Below are 957 nucleotides of genomic sequence, written 5' to 3' on the forward strand. Positions count from 1 at the left end.
ATCAACTAAGTCAGAGGCTACACTTAGAATATTTTCGATACTCATTAACAGTTTTTCGCTTTGATCCATGATAAGACCCTCCTATTTTTTGAGGGCAACCCATGCTATAATAAAATTGCATTCGAAAATTCATTAAGCAATGGGGTGTTTCTCTGCCAGGAGAAATGCCCTTTTTGTTTTGCTATGTTTAATCTTGCTGTTATACGTTTGAATCACCCCCTTAATCTTCTTCGTCTTCAGTTAACGCCGAAAGGTTTTTATATCTAAGTAAGATATCCATTCTTGATTTTTTACCGCCTTTAAAGATTTGATCAGGATTTACTTCATAATGACCGTTTTTTACTTTCTTTAAGAAATCACTTTCTTGTAGAGCTGTCATTGTATCTGCAATAGTTCTTCTGGAAATGCCAGTCTCTTTTTCAATCATTGAGTATGTATATAAAAACTGATTTTCTTTGTTGAGATTGTCCATAATAGAAGTTAGTATATGAATTTTCTTGTTCCCAATTAAATCAAGAGATTGAATTACATGACCTAACCAAACCTTATGAAAGTTAGCGTCTCTTTCTTCGATTTCAGTAACATTCATTTCAACGATTTCACCAGTATCTTGGTTTATATATTTCTGAGTTCCTGAAAACTTTATTTTCTTTCTAGTAGTCATTATTTTTTTCTTTTTTCCCTTTTCATCCATAAATCAGTCACCTCAAATTTCTATATTTAGTGTACTTTTATTATACTAAACGGTTTACTGAAAAATCAACAGTTTAATTTAATTAAACCAAAAGGTGCAAAAAATTAAACCAAAAGGAGCAAAAAATTAAACCGACAGAAAACCTCTTAAACTACTGATATATCAACGTTTTTAACCAATTTACTACTTTTTTTACTCTTATCTATAATTAATAAGGGCTATTTTCCATACAAGGTTCGAGTAGTATTTTTCAAGAAGATCAC

1 protein-coding gene is annotated in these 957 nt (G+C 30.6%); it reads right to left on the reverse strand.

The window, feature by feature from the left end; all coding sequences use genetic code 11:
• Nucleotides 1–220 precede the first annotated feature (220 nt).
• A complete protein-coding gene (locus FBF73_RS09785) occupies nucleotides 221–694 on the reverse strand; it encodes a replication/maintenance protein RepL (RefSeq protein ID WP_136937695.1) in 474 nt (157 codons plus the stop codon).
• Nucleotides 695–957 lie beyond the last annotated feature (263 nt).

The sequence above is a fragment of the Streptococcus mitis genome (genome assembly GCF_005144795.1).
Classification (GTDB): Bacteria; Bacillota; Bacilli; order Lactobacillales; family Streptococcaceae; genus Streptococcus; species Streptococcus mitis_BB.